Origin of the sequence: Hydrogenophaga pseudoflava (assembly GCF_031020795.1) — a bacterium.
Taxonomy (GTDB): Bacteria; Pseudomonadota; Gammaproteobacteria; order Burkholderiales; family Burkholderiaceae_C; genus Hydrogenophaga; species Hydrogenophaga pseudoflava_A.
This window is the reverse complement of sequence record NZ_JAVHJP010000004.1, coordinates 249,166-263,710: the sequence shown is the minus strand read 5'-3', so window position 1 is coordinate 263,710 and position 14,545 is coordinate 249,166. Positions and strand designations below refer to the sequence as shown.

At 68.3% G+C, this 14,545-nt stretch carries 16 protein-coding genes and 1 pseudogene; 12 read left to right on the top strand and 5 right to left on the bottom strand.

The genetic code is table 11. The features are described from left to right. Positions 1-12: 12 nt before the first annotated feature. Positions 13-486, bottom strand: coding sequence for a 4Fe-4S dicluster domain-containing protein (locus tag RCO38_RS14780; protein WP_308329104.1), 474 nt, complete (start codon positions 484-486; stop codon positions 13-15). Between the two features lie 252 nt (positions 487-738). On the opposite strand from RCO38_RS14780, the pseudogene RCO38_RS14775 reads away from it, so the two are divergent. Both RCO38_RS14775 and RCO38_RS14770 read left to right on the top strand, forming a co-directional pair. Then, a pseudogene (locus RCO38_RS14775) lies at positions 739-1,205 on the top strand (XdhC family protein); the annotation flags it as partial. A gap of 313 nt (positions 1,206-1,518) precedes the next feature. Then, on the top strand, positions 1,519-2,628 hold the full coding sequence (locus RCO38_RS14770; RefSeq protein ID WP_308329103.1) for a helix-turn-helix domain-containing protein: 1,110 nt from the start codon (positions 1,519-1,521) through the stop codon (positions 2,626-2,628). A 19-nt stretch (positions 2,629-2,647) separates the two neighbouring features. On the opposite strand, the gene RCO38_RS14765 is transcribed toward RCO38_RS14770, so the two are convergent. Both RCO38_RS14765 and pedF read right to left on the bottom strand, forming a co-directional pair. Then, positions 2,648-3,538, bottom strand: a complete 891-nt coding sequence (locus RCO38_RS14765) for a substrate-binding periplasmic protein (protein ID WP_308329102.1) — start codon at positions 3,536-3,538, stop codon at positions 2,648-2,650. Positions 3,539-3,593: 55 nt separating this feature from the next. After that, the gene (gene pedF, locus RCO38_RS14760) at positions 3,594-4,079 is read right to left on the bottom strand and encodes a cytochrome c-550 PedF (protein WP_308329101.1); all 486 of its coding nucleotides are present in this window, start codon (positions 4,077-4,079) and stop codon (positions 3,594-3,596) included. Between the two features lie 410 nt (positions 4,080-4,489). On the opposite strand from pedF, the gene RCO38_RS14755 reads away from it, so the two are divergent. After that, entirely contained in the window at positions 4,490-6,541 is a 2,052-nt protein-coding gene (locus tag RCO38_RS14755; RefSeq protein ID WP_308329100.1) for a sigma-54-dependent Fis family transcriptional regulator, read from the top strand. Here the strand turns inward: RCO38_RS14755 and RCO38_RS14750 are convergent. Continuing rightward, on the bottom strand, positions 6,518-7,534 hold the full coding sequence (locus RCO38_RS14750; protein WP_308329099.1) for an MBL fold metallo-hydrolase: 1,017 nt from the start codon (positions 7,532-7,534) through the stop codon (positions 6,518-6,520). The two genes, RCO38_RS14755 and RCO38_RS14750, sit on opposite strands and share 24 nt — an antisense overlap. Next, positions 7,531-8,640 (bottom strand): alpha/beta fold hydrolase, encoded by a 1,110-nt coding sequence (locus RCO38_RS14745; RefSeq protein WP_308329098.1) that lies wholly within the window; start codon positions 8,638-8,640, stop codon positions 7,531-7,533. The genes RCO38_RS14750 and RCO38_RS14745 overlap by 4 nt, the downstream gene beginning before the upstream one ends. A gap of 32 nt (positions 8,641-8,672) precedes the next feature. Between RCO38_RS14745 and pqqA the strand changes: the two genes are divergently transcribed. From pqqA to RCO38_RS14700, 9 genes are all read left to right on the top strand, one after another. Further along, positions 8,673-8,747: a pyrroloquinoline quinone precursor peptide PqqA gene (gene pqqA, locus RCO38_RS14740; RefSeq protein WP_068167214.1), complete on the top strand. Its 75-nt coding sequence runs from the start codon at positions 8,673-8,675 to the stop codon at positions 8,745-8,747. 71 nt (positions 8,748-8,818) lie between these two features. Then, positions 8,819-9,736: a pyrroloquinoline quinone biosynthesis protein PqqB gene (pqqB, locus tag RCO38_RS14735; RefSeq protein WP_308329097.1), complete on the top strand. Its 918-nt coding sequence runs from the start codon at positions 8,819-8,821 to the stop codon at positions 9,734-9,736. A gap of 7 nt (positions 9,737-9,743) precedes the next feature. Then, positions 9,744-10,475 carry a pyrroloquinoline-quinone synthase PqqC gene (gene pqqC / locus RCO38_RS14730; RefSeq protein WP_308329096.1) on the top strand — a complete coding sequence of 244 codons (732 nt, stop codon included), beginning with the start codon at positions 9,744-9,746 and terminating at the stop codon, positions 10,473-10,475. Beyond that, positions 10,472-10,738, top strand: coding sequence for a pyrroloquinoline quinone biosynthesis peptide chaperone PqqD (gene pqqD / locus RCO38_RS14725; protein ID WP_308329095.1), 267 nt, complete (start codon positions 10,472-10,474; stop codon positions 10,736-10,738). The genes pqqC and pqqD overlap by 4 nt, the downstream gene beginning before the upstream one ends. Further along, on the top strand, positions 10,722-11,879 hold the full coding sequence (gene pqqE, locus RCO38_RS14720) for a pyrroloquinoline quinone biosynthesis protein PqqE (protein ID WP_308329094.1): 1,158 nt from the start codon (positions 10,722-10,724) through the stop codon (positions 11,877-11,879). Before pqqD ends, pqqE begins: the two co-directional genes overlap by 17 nt. Beyond that, the gene (locus RCO38_RS14715) at positions 11,876-12,607 is read left to right on the top strand and encodes a hypothetical protein (RefSeq protein WP_308329093.1); all 732 of its coding nucleotides are present in this window, start codon (positions 11,876-11,878) and stop codon (positions 12,605-12,607) included. Before pqqE ends, RCO38_RS14715 begins: the two co-directional genes overlap by 4 nt. After that, positions 12,582-13,193: a hypothetical protein gene (locus tag RCO38_RS14710; protein ID WP_308329092.1), complete on the top strand. Its 612-nt coding sequence runs from the start codon at positions 12,582-12,584 to the stop codon at positions 13,191-13,193. The genes RCO38_RS14715 and RCO38_RS14710 overlap by 26 nt, the downstream gene beginning before the upstream one ends. 22 nt (positions 13,194-13,215) lie before the next feature. Next, positions 13,216-13,740, top strand: coding sequence for a hypothetical protein (locus RCO38_RS14705; protein ID WP_308329091.1), 525 nt, complete (start codon positions 13,216-13,218; stop codon positions 13,738-13,740). A 131-nt stretch (positions 13,741-13,871) separates the two neighbouring features. Then, positions 13,872-14,528: a hypothetical protein gene (locus tag RCO38_RS14700; RefSeq protein WP_308329090.1), complete on the top strand. Its 657-nt coding sequence runs from the start codon at positions 13,872-13,874 to the stop codon at positions 14,526-14,528. Positions 14,529-14,545 lie beyond the last annotated feature (17 nt).

The window sequence follows — 14,545 nt, the reverse complement described above, 5'->3', positions numbered from 1 at the left end:
TGTGTTGGGGGATCAGGCGGCCGCCTGGTTGCCCAGCTTGTCGGCCCACTGCTTCATCTTGTCCATGCCGGTCCAGTTGGCGTCGACAAAGGTGATGGCACCGGTCGGGCAGGCGTCGGCGCAGGCCGGGTCACCGCCGCAGAGGTCGCACTTCTGGACCTTGCCGGTTTCCTGCACGTAGTTGATCGTGCCGAAGGGGCAGCTGATCGTGCAGACCTTGCAACCCACGCAGGTGGTCTCGTTCACCACCTTGGCGCCGGTCGCCTTGTCCACCGTGATGGCCTCCACCGGGCAGGCGTGCAGGCACCAGGCCTCGTCGCACTGGGTGCAGGTGTAGGGCACTTTCTTGCCGGTGTGGTGGAAGTCGAACACCTTGATGCGCGACTTCGAGGTGGCGTAGGTGCCGTAGTTCTCGAAGGAGCAGGCCATTTCGCACTGCAGGCAGCCGGTGCACTTGTCGGCGTTGATGTGGAGTGTTTTCTGCATGTAGTTTCTCCGGTGGTGGGGCACACATGGACCGTTGGCAGGCCTATGACCATGTGTTCATACGATTGTTGATGTGATGCAGTGGTGTTTCCTCAGGGTTTACCCCGGCACCGGTTTGTCCGCATCAGAAAGTCTCAGTTTGAGACGTGATTGTTGCAACGCAGCAGGACCAAGCAGCCCGGTACAGAAAACCCGCCAGGCCAACCGGATCGGCCGCACACCGCACAATGCGCGGCTTCAGGAGACCCGCACGTGGAAAGCATCGATCTCAACGTCCTTCGTCAACTGCACCAGTGGCGCCAGCAAGGGCAGCGCGCGCTGCTGGCCCCGGTGATCCGCACATGGGGTTTCTCGCCCCGCCCGGTCGACTCGATCATGGCGCTGTGCGAGACCGGCTCGGTCTCCGGCGGTCGCATCGAGGACGACCTGATCCACCGCTACCGCCACGCGGGCGGGCCGGTGGGCGCCGACACCCACGACACCCACGACGGCCCGCCGGAGCGGGTGACTTACGGCGTCAGCGCCGACTAGGCCCACCGCTTCGGCCTGCCCTGGGTGGCACGCTGGAGCTGATGCTTGAGTTCAACCCCGACGCTGATGCGCTGGCGACGCTGGTGTCGGCACTGGGCGCCGGGCGGCTGATGCAGCGCAGCACCGACCTCGTCACCGGCCAGGTCGCGGTCACACCCTGGGAGCGGCCGGAGGCCCTCAGTGTCGACCGCCGCAACAACGAGGCCCGGCGCGCCCGCATGATCGAACACTTCGACCAGACCGAACAGAGCCTGGCTGCGATGCGCCGAGGTGCTGGCGGTGAAGAACGGCGTGGCGCTGCCGCGCGACGCGCAGGTCGGTCCGGCCAAGGACCAGCTCCATCCCCGCCGTGCCGACGAGAGCGGCGCGGTCTGCTTCAGCGCGGCGCGTGGCATGTGAATTGCGGTTGACGGCCGAAGAGACGCTTTGTCCGGGGCCCGGCCCCTGCCACTGTCTCAATCTGCAACACTACTGTTCCGCCCCACGAACGCCGAGGCCGATGTGACCACCACTGTCCATTCCCCCCTGCTCCCTGAACAGCGACTGGCCCTCATCGAACGGGCGCGCCTGTCGGTGCTGGAGGCGCGCGACAGCGCCCCCTCGCCATGGCTGGCCGCGCCCATCGAGCGCTCCTGGCGGCGTTGTCTGGCCATGGGGCAGGACCCGCACCAGCGGGTGGCCTTCGAGCCGGTCTCGGCCGGCGCCGTGCGCCAGGCCCTCGAGGCAAGCCAGCCCCTGATCCAGGCCGCCACACCGGTGATCCGTTCGCTTTCCCGGGCGATGGTGCACACCCGCTACTTCGCCATCCTGACCGATGCGCGCGGCACCGTCATCGACGTGGACGGTCCGGTCGACCGCAACAACCCGAAGGCCGCGGCCATCGCGCGCGTCGGTGTGGACCTCTCCGAGCGGGCTGTGGGCACCACCGCCATCGGTGCCACGCTGACGGACCTGGAGTCGGTGTGGCTGCACCGCGGCGAGCACTTCTTCCATGACAACGGCGCCTTCAGCTGCGCCGGCGCGCCCATCTGGGGGCCGGACGGTCACTGCGTCGGCATGCTGGACCTCACCGGCATCGACGTGGCCGAGCAGCCGGCGCTCAAGCACCTGGTGACGCAGTCGGCGCGCAGCATCGAAAACGCACTGACCACCTCGCGTCCGCACCGCATGTTGCTGCGCCTGAACTGGCCAGGCCGCGTGCTGGGTGACGACAACGACGGCCTGGTCTGCGTGGACGACGACGGTCGCATCATCGGCGCCAACCGGGCCGCGTCCGACATGCTGGGCCTCATGCCGCAGCAGGGCGCGATGCACTGCAGCGAAGTGTTTGCCGTGCCCACCGACAGCCTGTTCGACGCCGCCCGCGCGCAGCGCCCGGCCTTCGAGGTGCCGCTGTGGTCCGGGCTGCGGCTGCAGCTGCTGTCGCAGGGCCCCGGCCGCGTCTCCGGTTCGCCGCGGCCGGCCAGCCACAGCGTGCCGCTCAAGGACGTCGAGGCCGCCCTCATCCGCCGGGCGGTGGAAGACGCGCGCGGCAACGTCATGGAAGCCGCTCGCGCGCTGGGCATCAGCCGCGCGACGGTCTATCGGAAGTTGACCAAAAAGAAGGTCTGACCGGCGCGGGGCGCGCCGGTCAAGGCGCGGTCAGGGTGAGCCCGTGTTGCTTGAACATGGCCAGCAGCTCGCCGCTCTCGCGCAGCGATTTCAGCGCCGCATCCAGCGCAGCGCCCAGGTCCTTGTGGGCCGCCTTGATGGCCATGCCCACCGGCCAGCCGGTGTCGGCGATGCCATTGTTGAAGTTGAGCTTGGAGAGCGGGAACTGCTCCACCGACGCCTTGCGCTCGAACAGCGCGGCCTCGGCCTGCGCCCGCAGCACAAAAGCCCCCGCGGCCTTGCCGTCGATCACCGCCTGCGCGGCTTCGACACCGGACGGGTAGATGGACACCTGGTTGCGCAACAGGCCGCCACCATAGCCCATGAGCACGCTGGCCGCGCCCGCGCCCCGTTCGGCCGCCAGCGGCAGGCCCTTGAGGTCTTCGGGAGTGGCAGCGGACGCCTGGCGCCGGCTGTCGAGCAGCAGAACATTGGACTGGCGCATGTAGGGCGCCATGATCGTGACCTGCGGATTGCCGTTGGCCAGGAAGCGGTCGGCCGGCACCTGCAGCATCACGTCGGCCGGGCCGTAGCCCAGGTAGTGGCCGCGCCAGACCATGTTGCGCAGGTCGTCGTTCATGTTCTCGCCCGCGTCGAACGGCAACAGCGAGAGCTTGAGGTTCATCTGCCGGGCCAGCGCCTCGGCCAGCGAAACGTCCAGGCCCTTCATGTCGGTGGCCGGGCCGCTGGAGAACGGCGCATTGTCCTTGTACACCGCGACCTTGAGCGCCCCGTTGGCGCGGATGCGCGCCAGGTCGCTCAGGTCGGTCTGCGCCCGCACCGCCCACGGCATGGCCAGCGCGGCCGGCAGCAGCGCCAGGGCGTCGCGTCGGCGCAGACCCGTGGAAGGCTTGAGGGTGGAATCGGTCATGGGTCTTGCCTCTTCGGTGGTTGTTGCGGCCGGCGGCCCGGCCGATGGCGCGGGCTCAGGGTTCGCGGCGCGTCTCGATATAGGTGCGGATGGTCCAGATCGCTTCCTGCGTCAGCGTACCTTCAAACGGCGGCATGTACACGCGCCCGTCGCGCACACGGCCCCGGCGCACGGTGGAGATGAAGTAGTCGTCCATCTCCTTGAAGCAGGCGGCCTTCTTGGCCGCATCGGCCAGGCCGGTGCAGTCGCTGTCGATCTTGCGCAGGTCGGGCGAGATGCCGCCGGAGATGGCCTCCAGGCCATGGCAGCGCGCGCAGTTCTGGTTGTAGGCCGAGGTACCGATGCGCAGCGCTTCCTTGCGGGCCGGGCTCTGCTCGTTGTAGGGGTTGGCATCGAGCCACTTGGCGCCCAGCTGCGGCAGGGTGCTGGTGTCTACGGCCTGAGGGACCACGTCGCCGTGGGCGTACACCGCCGTGGCGGTCAGGCCGGCGGCCAGCAGGGCAGCGGCGCGTTGGATGGCGAGGGAAAGACGGACGTTCATGGGACTTGTCTCCAGGTTCAAGAAAGGGCTTCTGGGACCTGAAAAGCAATATGCGGGCCACAAAAAGCCACCCCCCGCATCACAAGCGCCTGGCCACCACCGGACACCCACGGCAACGCCCAAGTGTTCCAAATTGAACCACCTCTTTGTCCCACGACGGCTGCCCTGTCTCACACCGTGACCCGCTCGGGGTACAGAGGGCTGGCCGGGGTTTTGCTATGTAGCAGAAGGAGGCACCCGCCACGCCTTGTTTCATTCAGGGATTTCCCACTGTTGATTCGTGGCACAGATATGAAGAAAATCACATGAGTCAGGACAGCGACGACAACGACCCCCTACAGTTCGGACCCATCGAGCCGATCTGGGCGATGGATTACTGGGGAGGCCTTCCCCCGGACCCTGGAGACAACATGAGTGCCGCCATGTACACGCCACCCGGCCGAGAGCGTGTCAGCATGCCTTCCGCCCCCCACGAGGCCGGTCACGATCCGATCGGCCAGTCGCACCAGCGTTCGCGCGCCTTCGGCATCGCCGAACACAGCGAGCCCGACTTCTCCAGCCCGCTGCGCGGCGACCTGACCAGCGCCCTGGACGAGAACCGTTTCCTGTTCCAGCACGCAGCACCGGTGATGGAGACGCTCTACGACCAGATCGCCAACACCCACAGCATGGTGCTGCTGACCTCGGCCAAGGGCATGGTGCTGCACTCGCTGGGCGACTCCGACTTTCTGGAGAAGGCCTCGCGTGTGGCACTGATGCCCGGCATGGACTGGTCGGAAAGCACCAAGGGCACCAACGCCATCGGCACCGCACTGACCGAAGAGGAAGCGCTGACCGTTCACGGCAACCAGCACTACCTGAACGCCAACAAGTTCCTGACCTGTTCCTGCTCGCCGATCTTCGACCCCTACGGCCAGGTGATCGGCGCGCTGGACGTGACAGGCGACCAGCGCAGCTTCCACCAGCACACGCTGGCACTGGTGCGCATGTCGGCGCAGATGATCGAGAACCACATGTTCGCCGACATCTTCCCGAAGGCGATCCGGGTGCACTTCCACACCCGCTCGGAGTTCCTGGGCACACTGGTCGAAGGCATCGCGGTGTTCTCGCCCGAGGGCCGTTTCATCTCGGCCAACCGCAGCGCGCAGTTCCAGATCGGCCTGCCTTTCGCGGCCCTCAAGGCCCACACCTTCTCTTCGCTGTTCGGTATCCCGATCTCCTCGCTGATCGACCTGTTCAGCGGCACCCTGCCCACGCCCAAGCAGCTGGTTCTGCACAACGGCGTGGCCGTCTGGTGCCGCGTCAAGATCAAGGCGGCCAATCCATGGAACGCGGGCCGCCCTGCGCCGGTCACGCCGCAGCAGGCCGAGGAACAGGCCGCGAGCGCACCGGCCCAGCCGGTGGCCAAAGTCGTGCCGCGCAAGCCGCACCTGTCCACGTTGCAGTACCTGGACACCGGCGACCCGCAGGTGTCGGCCGTGATCCACAAACTGCGCATGGTCTCGGGCAAGGACATCCCGGTGATGATCCTGGGCGAGACCGGCACCGGCAAGGACCTGCTGGCCCAGGCCATTCACGGCGACTCCAACCGCTCGGGCCAGCCCTTCGTCTCGGTCAACTGCGCCTCGATCCCGGACACGCTGATCGAATCGGAGCTGTTCGGCTACGAGGAAGGCGCCTTCACCGGCGCGCGCAAGAAGGGCTCGATCGGCAAGATCCTGCAGGCCAACGGCGGCACGCTCTTCCTCGACGAGATCGGCGACATGCCCAAGCACCTGCAGGCGCGGCTGCTGCGGGTGCTGCAGGAGCGGCGGGTGAGCCCGCTGGGCGCTGGCAAGGAGGTCGACGTGGACGTGGCCATCGTCAGCGCCACGCACAAGAACCTCAAGGACATGATCGCGCGCGGCGACTTCCGCGAGGACCTCTACTACCGCCTCAACGGCCTGGTGGTGCGGCTGCCGGCGCTGCGCGAGCGCACCGACTTCGACCTGGTGGTGCAGAAGATCGTCAAGTCGCTGTGCGAGAACGGCCAGCACATTGGCATCGCGCCGCGGGTGATGGACATCTTCAAGCGCTACCACTGGCCGGGCAACTTCCGCCAGTTGCACAACCTGCTGCGCACGGCGGTGGTCATGGTTGGCTGCGCCGGCGTGATCGACATGGAGCATCTGCCCGACGACTTCCTCGAAGAGCTGGAGCACGGCCTGCCGCACCCGGTGGCACAGCGCCTGAGCACGCCGGTGCCCACGGCCGACGCCGCGCTGCCCGAAGTCCCGAGCGCCCCGCCCATGCCCGAGCCCACGGTGGACGGACAGAAGCTGCAGGACGTGGCGCTGAGCGCGATGGCGCAGATGCTGCGCCTGCACGGCGGCAATGTGTCGGCCGCGGCCAAGGCGCTGGGCGTCTCGCGCAACACCATCTACCGCAAGAAACACCTGCTACCGCCCGACCTCCTGAGCTGAGGGCTGGCGGTCCATCCACACCGGCTCCAATTCGCGCCAGGCGCGCAGCACGTTGAAGCCGTGCCGCGCGCTGTAGCCCGCCCAGTCGCGGAAGGCCGGCAAGGCGACGCGGTCGGTCTCCTGCGGCTGCGCGCCCTCCTCCATGGCCTGCAAGGTTTTCTCGCGCAGCGCCCCCAGGTAGGCGCGCGTGTCCTGCAGCGCGGGTGGTGGTTCCGAGGCCGAGGCGACCGACCACGTGGTGGCGATCACCTGCCTGGGCGCCAGGGCCTGCAGGCGGTCCAGCGCCGCGATCCAGCTGTCCAGCTGACCCTGCGCGAGTTCGGGTACGCGGTTCTGGTAGACCAGCCCGCCGGCCCACACCACGCGATGCTGCGCGTCCCACAACACCAGATCGCCCTCGGTGTGGGCGTGCTCCACCCGCATCACCCGCAGCCGCCAGCGGCCCAGCCGCAGCACCTCGCCCTCGGACAGCGTGCGCGTGGGCAGCACGATCCGCGTGCCGGTCATGCGGGCCTCGCCCACGCGCCGGGTCAGGCTGGCCAGGCAGTCCGGGCAGCGCAGCGCCATGCCTTCGCGGGTGGCTGCGGTGGCCAGGATCTGTGTTCGCCCGGCGGCCACGTCGGCCGCAAAGGCCGAGTTCGCCAGCACGTTCTCGGAGTGCGCGTGGGTGTTGACGATCCAGCGCACCTGCGCGCCAAAGCGGCAGGCCAGCGAACGCCGCACACGCTCGCCGTGAAGGTGGCTGGGACCAGGGTCGATCACCAGTGCCTGCCGACCCGACACCAGCGCGCTGGTGGTCACCACATGACCGGCGTTGTCGGCCGACACGTCGCCCCCGTCCGGCGGCAGCCAGACCCAGGCGCCCGGCGCCACGGCGCGCCAGGGCACCGGCTCCAGACCATCGCAGTCCGTGGCCGCCAGCACCAACCCCGCCTGCCCGAGCAGCAGCGCGGTCAGCGCCCGGCGACACCAGGTCTTTACACCCAGCCTCATGACCGCCGCACCTTCTCACGCAGCGCGGCCAGCGTCCGCGGCTCGTGGCCCAGATGCCCGGCGCGGGTCAGCGTGAGCGACGAACGTCCGGGCGCCAGGCGCGCCATCTGCGCCTGCCAGCGCCGGCTGTTCTGCGGCGGACACACGGCGTCGAACGCACCATGCACCCAGTCCACCGGCACGCCCGCCAGCGCCACCGCCCGCACCGCACAGTCCAGCCCGCCCGGCCGCACAAAGCCGCGCCGCAGCAGGTAGTGCGACTGGATGCGGAACTTGCGCAGCAGCGCCCTGTCCGTGGGGTCGATGCGGTCGCCCCTGTGCCGGAACCCGGCGCTCAGCCGCCGCTCGCGGCGCCGCTGTCCCGCCCAGACCGCACGGAGTCCGGCCGCCTCTGCCCCCTCGACCCCCAGCAACGCGCGCCACTGGCCCCGGGCCGCGGCGCGCGACTCGAGCAACGCCCAGCGCCGCGCTGCGCGCAGGGCTGCAACAGCGGGTGTACCGGTTTGGAGCAACTGACGCAGACGGGCCAGCAAGGCGGACAGTGCCACGCCGCGCGACACCGGCCAGAAGGCCCGCGGCGCACTCAGGGTCTTCCCTGATGCGCGCCCCTGCAACAGATCCCCGATCTCCCGCCGCGACAGCGCGAAGGCCCCGCGCAGCACGAGCCGCTGCACCCGTTGGGGATGCGCCTGTGCATAGGCCAGCGCGAGCACCGTCCCCCAAGAGCCGGCCAACAGCGACCAGCGCTCCAGCCCCAGGTGCCGCCGCAGGGATTCGAGGTCGGACACCAGCGCCGCCGTGTGGTTGCGCAGGGTGCTGCCACGCGGGCGGCTGGCGCCGCTGCCGCGCTGGTCGGGCGCGATGGCGCGGTGCCTCGACAGATCCAGTGGCGCCAGCAGGCCTGCGTTCGCGCCACTGCCCGGCCCGCCGTGCAGCAGCAGCCAGGGGTCGCCCTCAGGGTTTCCCCCAAGGTGCCAGGCCATGCGATGTGGCGCCGCCAGCCCGAGGTCGCACTGGCGTCGCCAGGGAGCTTGTGCGGTGGCATCGTTTTTGCTGATCATCGGGTGCGGCTTGGACTGCAACAGTGCAGGCAGGTCAGCAGTCACGATTCATGCCAACCTTTTTCTGGAGACAAGACATGCAGTGGACCACTCCCGCCTTCACCGACCTGCGTTTCGGTTTTGAAATCACGATGTACATCGCCAACCGCTGACCACCGGCGACGAGCGAACTCAGGCGCACGGGTGTTCGCACACGTGCGCCTTTTTTTTCCCAATCCAGTCTATGCGCATCCGCGTTCTTGGTTCCTCCGCCGGTGGCGGCTTCCCGCAGTGGAACTGCAACTGCCCCAACTGCAGCGGCCTGCGCAGCGGCACGCTCAAGGCCCGCGCACGCACCCAGTCGTCGATCGCGGTGAGTGACAACGGCCAGGACTGGCTGCTGGTCAACGCCTCGCCCGACATCCTCACCCAGATCCGCGACAACCCCGAGCTGCAACCGGGCCGAGCCATCCGCGACAGCGGCATCGCCGCCGTGCTGCTGATGGACGCGCAGATCGACCACGTCACCGGCCTGCTGATGCTGCGCGAGCGCAAGACGCCGCTGCCGCTGCTGGCCACGCCCGAGGTCTTCTCCGACATCGGCAGCGGCTTCCCGATCACCGGCATCCTCTCGCACTACTGCGACACGGCGCGCCAGGAACTGCCCATCGACGGCAGTGCGGTGCACATCGCCGCCCTGCCCGGCCTGCGGCTGCACACCGTCTCGCTCTCGTCCAAGCCGCCGCCGTACTCGCCTTTCCGTGGCAACCCCCGCCCGGGCGACAACATCGGCCTGCTGATCACCAACCCCGCCACCGATGCCAAGGCTTTCTACGCGCCTGGCCTGGCCGAGGTCACCGACGAGCTGATCGACCTCATGAGCGGCTGCGCGGTGGTGCTGGTCGACGGCACCTTCTGGACCCACGACGAAATGCAGCGCCTGGGCCTCTCGCCCAAGGCCGCGCTCGACATGGGGCACCTGCCGCAAAGCGGCCCGGGCGGCATGATCGAACAGCTGGACCGCCTGCCTGCGGGCGTGCGCAAGGTTCTCATCCACATCAACAACACCAACCCCATGCTGGTGGAAGACTCGCCCGAACGCGCGCTGCTGACGCAGCACGGCATCGAGGTGTCCCACGACGGCATGGACATTTCTTTCTGAGCACGCCATGGAGATCGCCCGCCACCCCCGACCCCACGCAGGCCTGCCGGCCTGGAGCGCCGAAGAGTTCGAGGCCCAGCTGCGCGACAAGGGCCGCAGCTACCACATCCACCACCCGTTCAACGTGCGCATGAACTCGGGCGGCTGCACGCCCGATGAAATCCGCTGCTGGGTGGCCAACCGCTTCTACTACCAGATCTGCATCCCGCGCAAGGACGCCGCCATCCTGGCCAACATGCCCGACCGCGAGCACCGCCGCCTGTGGGTGGAGCGCATCCTCGACCACGACGGACACGGCGACCACCAGGGCTCGGCCGCCGGCGGCATCGAGGCCTGGACACGCCTGGGCGAGGCTGTGGGCATCTCGCGCGAGGAACTGTGGTCGCTGCAGCACGTGGTGCCCGCGGTGCGCTTCGCCTGCGATGCCTATGTGCATTTCGCCGCCACCGCGCCCTGGCAGGAAGCGGTGTGTTCGTCGCTCACCGAGATGTTCGCACCGCAGATCCACAAGGACCGCCTGGCCACCTGGCCGACCCACTATCCCTGGATCGAATCCAATGGCCTGGCCTACTTCCGCAGCCGCATCCCGCTGGCCAGCCGCGACGTGGAACACGGCCTGCGCGTGACGCTGGCGCACTTCCAGAGCCGCGAGCAGCAGTACCACGCGCTGGACATCCTGCAGTTCAAGCTGGACATTCTGTGGACCATGCTCGACGCGATTGAAAAGGCGTGTCAATGACACCCTCCCTGCCCGAACACCCCAAGCTCTCGCGCCGTTTCCGGCTGCAGTACGAAGAAGCGCAGTCGCGCTGGGTGCTGCTCTACCCGGAAGGCATGGTGCAGCTCAATCCGAGCGCGGCCGAGATCCTCAAGCGCTGCGACGGCGAGCGCTCCGTGGACGCCATCGTGAACGAGCTGGAGGCCGCGTTCAACGCGCAGGGCATCGGCCCGGAAGTCCGCAACCTGCTCGAAGAGGGCCAACGCCGTGGCTGGATCGACTGATCTTCTGAGCGCAACGCCCATCCCCGCCGGCCCGCCTCTGTGGTTGCTGGCGGAGCTGACCTACCAGTGCCCGCTGCACTGCGTGTTTTGCTACAACCCGACGAGCCATGCGCAGGTGCGCGACGAGCTCAGCACCGCGCAGTGGGTCGACGTGATGACGCAGGCGCGCAAGCTCGGCGCGGCGCAGCTGGGTTTCTCCGGTGGTGAGCCGCTGCTGCGCGACGACCTCGAAGAGCTGGTGCAGGAAGCCCACCGCCTGGGCTACTACACCAACCTCATCACCTCCGGCGTGGGCCTGACGCCCGCGCGTGCGCAGAAGCTCAAGGACGCCGGGCTCGACCACGTGCAGCTGTCGTTCCAGGACTCCACCAAGGAGCTGAACGACTTCCTGAGCCACACCAAGACCTTCGACCTCAAGCAGCGGGTGGCCAAGCTGATCAAGCAGCACGACTGGCCGATGGTCATGAACTGCGTGCTGCACCGGCACAACCTGCCGCACGTGCGCAAGATCATCGACATGGCCGTGGCGCTGGAGGCCGAGTACCTGGAGCTGGCCAACACCCAGTACTACGGCTGGGCCTGGATCAACCGCGACCACCTCATGCCCACGCGCGAGGAGCTGCAGATCGCCGAGGCCGAGGTCAACGCCTTCCGTGCCGAGCAGGACGCCAGGACCTCGGGCCACAAGTGCCGCGTGCTCTTTGTGGTGCCCGACTATTTCGAGGAACGACCCAAGGCCTGCATGAACGGCTGGGGCGCGGTGTTCCTGTCCATTGCGCCCGACGGCCTGGCCATGCCATGCCACAACGCGCGCGACCTGCCCGGCCTGCAGCTGCCGAACGTGAAGGACGTTTCGGTTGCCGACATCTGGCAGCGCAGCAACGCATTCAACACCTACCGCGGCGACGCCTGGATGAAGCCCACCTGCCGCAGCTGCGACGAGCGCCACAAGGACTTCGGCGGCTGCCGCTGCCAGGCCTTCCTGCTCACCGGCGACGCGGCCGAAACCGACCCGGTGTGCAGCAAGTCCGCCCACCACGAGAAAGTGGTGGCGGTGGTGCGCGACGCGCCCAAACGCCGCAACATCCCCATCGTGTTCCGCAGCGATGCGGAGTCCAGAGCGCTGCATCCGGGCGCATGAGCACCACATCCACCCACCGCATGTTCGGAGCGCTGCTGGTGCGGCGCCTGCCCGGCGCGGCGCGGCCGTCGCTGAACATCGAGCGCGCCGACCAGGGTCTGTTCCTGCTCTGGCTGGCCTACATGGGCCTGCTCGTGTTCGCGGGCTGGCTGCTGTGGCAGGCGGGTGCCTGGCACCGGCTGGTGGAGGCCGACCCGACGCACCTCACGCTGGTGATCGTGGTGCTGTTCATCGGCTGCTCGCTCTGGACCGGACAGCGCGCCTGGGAGCTGGGCCGCCAGCGCAGCGCGCTCGACGCGGGTCGGGCGCAGGGCTGGAGCAGCGAGTTCCTGCAGGGCACCGGACAGCCCGGTGCCGACCGGGCGTCCTGGCTGCAGGTGCTGGGCGAGCGCGCGCACGGCCCGCACGAGATGGCCTGGTGGCTCAACGGCATCCAGCTGAAGCTGGGCCTGCTGGGCAAGGTGATCGGCTTTTCCATCCTCGCGCTGCAGCTGGGCCGGATGGACAGCTTCGACCCCAGCCAGAGCGCGCAGCTGCTCAAGAGCCTGACCGGAGGACTGGGCATCGCGCTGCTGACCACCGTCACCGGCCTGACCGGCAACATCCTGCTGGGCCTGCAGCTGATGCGGCTGGACCGCTTTGCCGACGCGCTGGTGGCCGACGCGCTGGCCCTGTCGCTGAAGGCCGCTCCTGGAGGACACGATGGCGATCGGCCGGCCGGTCCGTGACACCGAGGCCGATCCGTTCTACGACATGTTGTTCAACATGCTGATCGCCTTCGTCTTCTGTTTCGTGATCGCCATCCTGGCCTTCAACCCGCAGGCGCGCAAGGCGGGCGACGTGCCCGCCAAGGCCGAATTCATGGTCACGGTTTCGTGGCCCGACAACAACCCCAACGACGTGGACACCTGGGTGCTCGAACCCGGCGGCAAGACGCTGTGGTTCCGCCAGCGCGACGCAGGCATGCTGCACCTGGACCGCGACGACAGGGGCGCCAAGAACAACAGCGTGCTGGTCAACGGCAAGCTGATCACCAGCGCGATCCGCCAGGAGATCGTGACCCTGCGTGGCATCGTGCCGGGCGAGTACGTGGTGAACGCCCACTACTACGACAGCGGCGACCAGCAGCCGGTGGACGTGACAGTGGCCGTGGTGAAGGTCAACCCGCAGGCGGAGATCGTCTACACCGGCACCCAGCAGATTCCCCGCAAGGGCGACGAGCGCACCCTGGTGCGCTTCACGCTGGACGAGACGGGACAGGTGCTGGCGCTCTCGACTTCGCCCAAGACCATCGTGCAGCGCGCCGGGCTCTGACCTCCCACACACAACAAGAACCATGATTCCTGCCGTCTCTTCCCAGTTGCTGCTGCTGGCCATCGTCTACGCGCTGCTGGCCTTCCTGCTGCTGGTCCTGTGCCTGGGCACGCGCTGGCACTGGGGCCTCAAGGCCTCGCTGGTCGTGCTGGTCAGCGGCTTCTATGTGTTCTCGTTCCAGACCTTCCGCGGCCTGGCCGGCTGGCCGGCCGAGGACGAGCTGCCACGCCAGTTCGTGCTGCTGTCGGCCGTGTTCGACGAACCCAGCCCGGGGCGCGGCCACGAAGGGGCGATCTTTCTCTGGGTACACCCCATGAAGGACGACGCACCGCTGGCGATGCCGCGCCAATTCAAACTGCCCTACGAAAAGGACCTGCACCGCATCCTGGGTGACGGCATCAAGAAAGCGCGCGACGGCAACACGCAGCTCGGCGAGACCGAGCCGCGGCGCGGCCAGGGTGGTCTGGCGTGGTTGCGCCCCGCCGCCAACGACAAGGTCGAGATCAAGCTCAGAGATTTGCCACGCGCGCAGCTGCCTGAGAAATGATGACACCCCCTGCGCCGCTTCGCGTCTTCCCCCTCTCTCGCCTTCGGCGGGAGGGGGACCGTCCCTGTGGCCCGGCAAAGCCGGTTCCACGGGACGACTGGTGGCTGGCGCCTACCGTCGCGGCGCTGCTGATGTTGTCGGGCTGCTCGGGTCGTGATCTGGGCAACGAGTGGTTTCCGCTGCGTGTCGGCGCCGAGCAGACGCTGGCCGTGATCTACCGGATGGACGAGCCGCGCGAGGCCGAAGAATGGTTGATGCGCGTCGACGAACCTGCGGTGTTCGAGGAGCAGCCGGTCGCTGTGCGACACCACTCGGCCGGCGTGAGCTACTACCTGAAGGCCGATGACCAAGGGGTGCGCCGCGTCGCCATCCGCACGGACATCGACAGCGAACCGACCCCCGACGCGGAACCGGTCTGGGTGCTCAAGGCGCCCTACCAGGTGGGCACGGAGTGGACCACGGTCACCGTGCCTTACCTTTTGCAACGCAGGAACGAACACCCGCGCGACCTGAAGCACACGCACAAGGCCCAGATGACCTGGCGCATCGAGGCGGTGGACGACGTGGTGACCCTGGCCGACGGCAGCGAGCACCGGCCCTGCCTGCGGGTGGTGGGCCAGGCCCGGCTGAACCTCTACACCGACCCGGTGAACGGCTTCACCGACGTGCCGCTGATCAGCCGCGAGTGGTATTGCAGAGGCCAGGGCCTGGTGAAGTTCGAGCGCGAGGAGAAGGTGCCGCAGGGCTTCATGACCGGCGGCGTGCTGCAGGCCGAACTGCTGCGCTGAGCAGCCGGCCCGCCGAG

What these genes read in the sequence shown, in the direction of transcription:
- RCO38_RS14780 (WP_308329104.1), bottom strand. Translation starts at nt 486, where the DNA reads ATGCAGAAAACACTCCACATCAACGCCGACAAGTGCACCGGCTGCCTG.
- RCO38_RS14765 (WP_308329102.1), bottom strand. Translation starts at nt 3,538, where the DNA reads ATGACCGATTCCACCCTCAAGCCTTCCACGGGTCTGCGCCGACGCGAC.
- pedF (WP_308329101.1), bottom strand. Translation starts at nt 4,079, where the DNA reads ATGAACGTCCGTCTTTCCCTCGCCATCCAACGCGCCGCTGCCCTGCTG.
- RCO38_RS14755 (WP_308329100.1), top strand. Translation starts at nt 4,490, where the DNA reads ATGAGTGCCGCCATGTACACGCCACCCGGCCGAGAGCGTGTCAGCATG.
- RCO38_RS14750 (WP_308329099.1), bottom strand. Translation starts at nt 7,534, where the DNA reads ATGAGGCTGGGTGTAAAGACCTGGTGTCGCCGGGCGCTGACCGCGCTG.
- pqqB (WP_308329097.1), top strand. Translation starts at nt 8,819, where the DNA reads ATGCGCATCCGCGTTCTTGGTTCCTCCGCCGGTGGCGGCTTCCCGCAG.
- pqqC (WP_308329096.1), top strand. Translation starts at nt 9,744, where the DNA reads ATGGAGATCGCCCGCCACCCCCGACCCCACGCAGGCCTGCCGGCCTGG.
- pqqD (WP_308329095.1), top strand. Translation starts at nt 10,472, where the DNA reads ATGACACCCTCCCTGCCCGAACACCCCAAGCTCTCGCGCCGTTTCCGG.
- RCO38_RS14715 (WP_308329093.1), top strand. Translation starts at nt 11,876, where the DNA reads ATGAGCACCACATCCACCCACCGCATGTTCGGAGCGCTGCTGGTGCGG.
- RCO38_RS14710 (WP_308329092.1), top strand. Translation starts at nt 12,582, where the DNA reads ATGGCGATCGGCCGGCCGGTCCGTGACACCGAGGCCGATCCGTTCTAC.
- RCO38_RS14705 (WP_308329091.1), top strand. Translation starts at nt 13,216, where the DNA reads ATGATTCCTGCCGTCTCTTCCCAGTTGCTGCTGCTGGCCATCGTCTAC.
- RCO38_RS14700 (WP_308329090.1), top strand. Translation starts at nt 13,872, where the DNA reads ATGTTGTCGGGCTGCTCGGGTCGTGATCTGGGCAACGAGTGGTTTCCG.